A 3,354-nucleotide genomic window follows, 5' to 3' on the forward strand; every position below is an offset into this window, starting at 1 on the left:
CAGCCCAAGTCCACCGTGGACGTCTTCTGCCCTCAGCACAGCCCGAGTGAGGATGAGTTCTCGGAGATGTATCAGGAGACCGTGGGCGGGGAACTGTGGTACCCGGGCGGTGAGCAGTGATGAGAGCGTTGAAGATGTCTGTGGCCGTAACTGCGCTCGCGGCGGCATTCGCGCTCTCGGCATGTGGTTCTGCAGGGGGCGAGGTAGCCGCGCCATCGACAGTGACGGAGACGGTGGATCGCACCGTAGGGAGGACTGTCACCGTCACGGAAACTCCGACAGTTGATCCGGAGCCCGAGCCCGACCCGACGTCTTCCTCGCGACCTGCTCCGTCAGGGGCGGGCTTGATGGACGAGATCTACGCCCAGATGATGCGGGACGAGGGGATTGAGGTGTCGAACGGGGAGTTCGCTCAGTTGTCCGTGTCGGTTTGCGACACCTTCGACAATGGAAGGGCGCAGGCTGACGCGCTCGGAGTTATTCAGGAAGCGACAGGCGAAACCGGGTGGCGGGGCACCCGTATCTTGCAGGCCGCGGTGGTCGGCAAGTGCGGTCAGCATGTCGACTACACGTACTGATCCGAATTGAACCGCCATCGTCCCGCCAGTTGAAGCGGCGCTCCGTCTCTTCTGGGGGCCGGGCTCGGGTTAAACGACAAAATGTGTGCTCGGGATCGACACTCCGCTGCAGGTCAGCCCGCCATCGAGGACCACGATCTGCCGGACGCCGACGAGATCACAGAGGAGTGGTACCAACCAGGGGCCGCGCCACCAGAGGGGCACAAGTTCAGCCGTCGGATCGACGCCCTGATGTTCGACTCGTTGGTACGTACCGCATTCGAGATCGAGGTCACCACGGACGACTTCAAGCGCGACACCTACTGGAAGCGCCGAGCGTGGGAGAAGGTCGTCCACCGGTTCATCTATGTGGTGCCGGACTACCTCGACGCGATGTCCCCGCACGGCTGCGGCTTGTGGAAGGTCGCGCCGGACGAGCGGATCACCGTGGTGAAGAAAGCCATCGTCTCCAAGGCCCCCGACCCGCTACCGCAGACCGTCGTGCAGCGCCTGGCATAACGGGCAGCACGAGCCAGCCGACAGAAGGCCTACAATGCCTGACCAGACTTCGACCGTGACCGAATCCGACGCCCGGAAGATGCACGCCTGGTGCGACTCCCACTCGCCTACGGACACGAATCAGACCCCGATGGCGAAGGTCATCCGCCACTTTCGCGCCACGGTGCCCGTCCCGCCGCCGACGTTCGCCGACGAGCTGCGGAAGGCGGCGTCCGGGCTGCCGGTGGAGTTCAAGCTGAAGCACCAGCGCGTCTACCTCGCTGATCGTGTGGAAGCCGTGGAGGAGGAGAACTAGCGGCTGACCGGCGAGGCAGAGGAGGGATCTGAGTGGAACCGGCATTTGGCCGACCAGAATGGGTGCCTCTCCCATGTATGCGACGAGGCCCGCGCTGACCTGGATCGGGTCAAGGCAGCGCAAGAGCTAGCTCGCGAGACCCGCGCCTATACGACTCCGGAAGGGAGCCTCGTGCAGTCTCAGCTCACCGCACTCCAGCCCGCCCTGCCCGACCCCGCTGACGTGCCGGACGGTGGCCCGTGGCTCGTCTCCGTCGATGATGGGGAACCCGCCCCGGCATTCAAGGCGGACGGGCCCGGCTGGATCGTCTACTGGGAACGCGGCAACGCGCTCCCCGTCGGCTCCGAGCGCATCACCCTCGTCGCCCGCCTGACCGCCGAGCGCCCCGCCCGCGCCATCGACCGGCCCGAGGACCTGGACGCACTGCCCGCGATGTCCGTCGTGGTCGAACGCGACGGCGCCGCATGGCAGAAGCGCCCCTTCGGTCCATGGGACTTCCGCGACTGGCAGAGCCCCGCCGACGGGCTCCTGGCGAGGTTCGGCCCCGTCACCGTGGCCTACACGCCCGAGGAGCCCACCGATGACGAGTGAAGCTGAACTCCGCCCATCGCCCACGACGAGGTCACCCGGCTGGTGCGCGTCCCGCACCACCATGAGCCGCTGTGGGAGGACCACTCGCACCTGTCGGAAGCCAAATGGGAGCAGGTGTACGAACTGATCGACAACTGGCACATCCCCGCCGCCCCGGAAATGCGCGCCACCATCGCCGCCTGCACCTACGAGTACGGGGTACAGGGCGCTGGCGGGCACATGGTCAAGCTGTACCCCGGCTACGACTGGGAATGGACCGACACCGAGATCACCGCCTGGCAAGTCGCCAACCAGTGGAACGGCTGGCGCATGGTCCGCCGCCTCGTCGGCCCCGTGGAGGTGGTGGAGGGGTGAATCGACGCAAACGAAGAAGCTGAATCACGACCACCCCTACCCCTATGGGTTATTCGATAACGATCCCATCACGATTCCTTCCGCGCAGTTGCGTGCCGACATGACACGTAGATAACCTCGTTCTTGTCACCACACCCCCCCTCACAGGAAGTTCCAAAAATGAAAAATGGGATCAGGAATAAAATCGCCGTGTTCTCTCTCGCGGCAGCCCTTCCGCTAGGCCTATTCCCCACAGTGGCAAACGGGGCGACGGCAGTGCCCAGCGATGCGACTGCCGTGCAGTCGGGCGCTGATGAGTACCCCAACAGTGACACCGAGAACCTGACCGCCAAGGACAGGGCCGACATTAACAGAAGCCTGACCTCACTGGGGTATTCCCCGCTTCCCAAGAGCGCTGCAGCTCTGACCCTCAACGGCGACAAGATCGTAGTCCTGGACAAGGATGGCGACGTCATTCCCATCGACAAGGGGCAGGACTTGGAAAAGGCGTCGCTAGTCCAGACCAAGGGTGTCACCGATGAAATAAAGAGGACGGTAGGGGCCTGCATCGGAATTGACCTTACCGCCAACGTCGGCGCATGGGCAGCTATCGAATCCCAAGTCAATACTTGGCAAAAGGCAGCGAAATTCGTCCTGCGACGAGTCGGATTCATTGCCGCGATCTCATGCGGTGGCGGCGTCTTCGCCGAATACCTGCTATAGAAGGAGGAAAAAAATGAACGAAAAATTCAAGGAATTCACCGGAGGAATGAGCCTTACGGTCGCAGCCGCAGCCGTCATTGTCATCGCGGCAGTGTACATATCCACCGCAGGCAGCTCCGAATGGGTCACCGCAGCGGCAGTCGTCACCGTCGGACTGATCGTTGCCGCGCTTATCCGCATCACGGGCAGCGGACGACAGCAAGGCGCTGACACAGGCGGCTCCGCCGACTGACCTCACCACTGGGATGCTCGCCCGCGCCCCAGCTCATCAAGGCCCCCACCGCGCACCTCGCGGCTCGGGGGCCTTGCGCATAACTACCCCACACCCCCTAATGT

The 3,354-nt window shown here is 63.8% G+C and carries 7 protein-coding genes; all 7 read left to right on the plus strand.

Going from position 1 to position 3,354, the window contains the following annotated elements:
• Positions 1 to 347 precede the first annotated feature (347 nt).
• The 7 genes from ACT3S3_RS15125 (at position 348) to ACT3S3_RS15155 (ending at position 3,250) form a co-directional block, all read left to right on the plus strand.
• Entirely contained in the window at positions 348 to 578 is a 231-nt protein-coding gene (locus tag ACT3S3_RS15125; RefSeq protein WP_441582291.1) for a DUF732 domain-containing protein, read from the plus strand.
• Positions 579 to 659: 81 nt separating this feature from the next.
• A complete protein-coding gene (locus ACT3S3_RS15130) occupies positions 660 to 1,076 on the plus strand; it encodes a hypothetical protein (RefSeq protein ID WP_441582292.1) in 417 nt (138 codons plus the stop codon).
• Between the two features lie 55 nt (positions 1,077 to 1,131).
• Positions 1,132 to 1,371 (plus strand): hypothetical protein, encoded by a 240-nt coding sequence (locus tag ACT3S3_RS15135; RefSeq protein WP_441582293.1) that lies wholly within the window; start codon positions 1,132 to 1,134, stop codon positions 1,369 to 1,371.
• A 171-nt stretch (positions 1,372 to 1,542) separates the two neighbouring features.
• Positions 1,543 to 1,962 carry a hypothetical protein gene (locus ACT3S3_RS15140; protein ID WP_441582294.1) on the plus strand — a complete coding sequence of 140 codons (420 nt, stop codon included), beginning with the start codon at positions 1,543 to 1,545 and terminating at the stop codon, positions 1,960 to 1,962.
• 42 nt (positions 1,963 to 2,004) lie between these two features.
• A complete protein-coding gene (locus ACT3S3_RS15145) occupies positions 2,005 to 2,316 on the plus strand; it encodes a hypothetical protein (protein ID WP_441582295.1) in 312 nt (103 codons plus the stop codon).
• A 159-nt stretch (positions 2,317 to 2,475) separates the two neighbouring features.
• Positions 2,476 to 3,018, plus strand: coding sequence for a hypothetical protein (locus tag ACT3S3_RS15150; RefSeq protein ID WP_444615225.1), 543 nt, complete (start codon positions 2,476 to 2,478; stop codon positions 3,016 to 3,018).
• A 13-nt stretch (positions 3,019 to 3,031) separates the two neighbouring features.
• Positions 3,032 to 3,250 carry a hypothetical protein gene (locus tag ACT3S3_RS15155; protein WP_441582297.1) on the plus strand — a complete coding sequence of 73 codons (219 nt, stop codon included), beginning with the start codon at positions 3,032 to 3,034 and terminating at the stop codon, positions 3,248 to 3,250.
• The last annotated feature ends 104 nt before the right edge of the window (positions 3,251 to 3,354 follow it).

The sequence above is a fragment of the Corynebacterium sp. AOP40-4SA-5 genome (assembly GCF_052377355.1).
Lineage (GTDB): Bacteria > Actinomycetota > Actinomycetes > Mycobacteriales > Mycobacteriaceae > Corynebacterium.

Excerpts from the sequence above, each read along its gene's own strand:
- ACT3S3_RS15155 (WP_441582297.1), top strand. The coding sequence starts at position 3,032 with ATGAACGAAAAATTCAAGGAATTCACCGGAGGAATGAGCCTTACGGTC.
- ACT3S3_RS15150 (WP_444615225.1), top strand. The coding sequence starts at position 2,476 with ATGAAAAATGGGATCAGGAATAAAATCGCCGTGTTCTCTCTCGCGGCA.
- ACT3S3_RS15130 (WP_441582292.1), top strand. The coding sequence starts at position 660 with ATGTGTGCTCGGGATCGACACTCCGCTGCAGGTCAGCCCGCCATCGAG.
- ACT3S3_RS15125 (WP_441582291.1), top strand. The coding sequence starts at position 348 with ATGGACGAGATCTACGCCCAGATGATGCGGGACGAGGGGATTGAGGTG.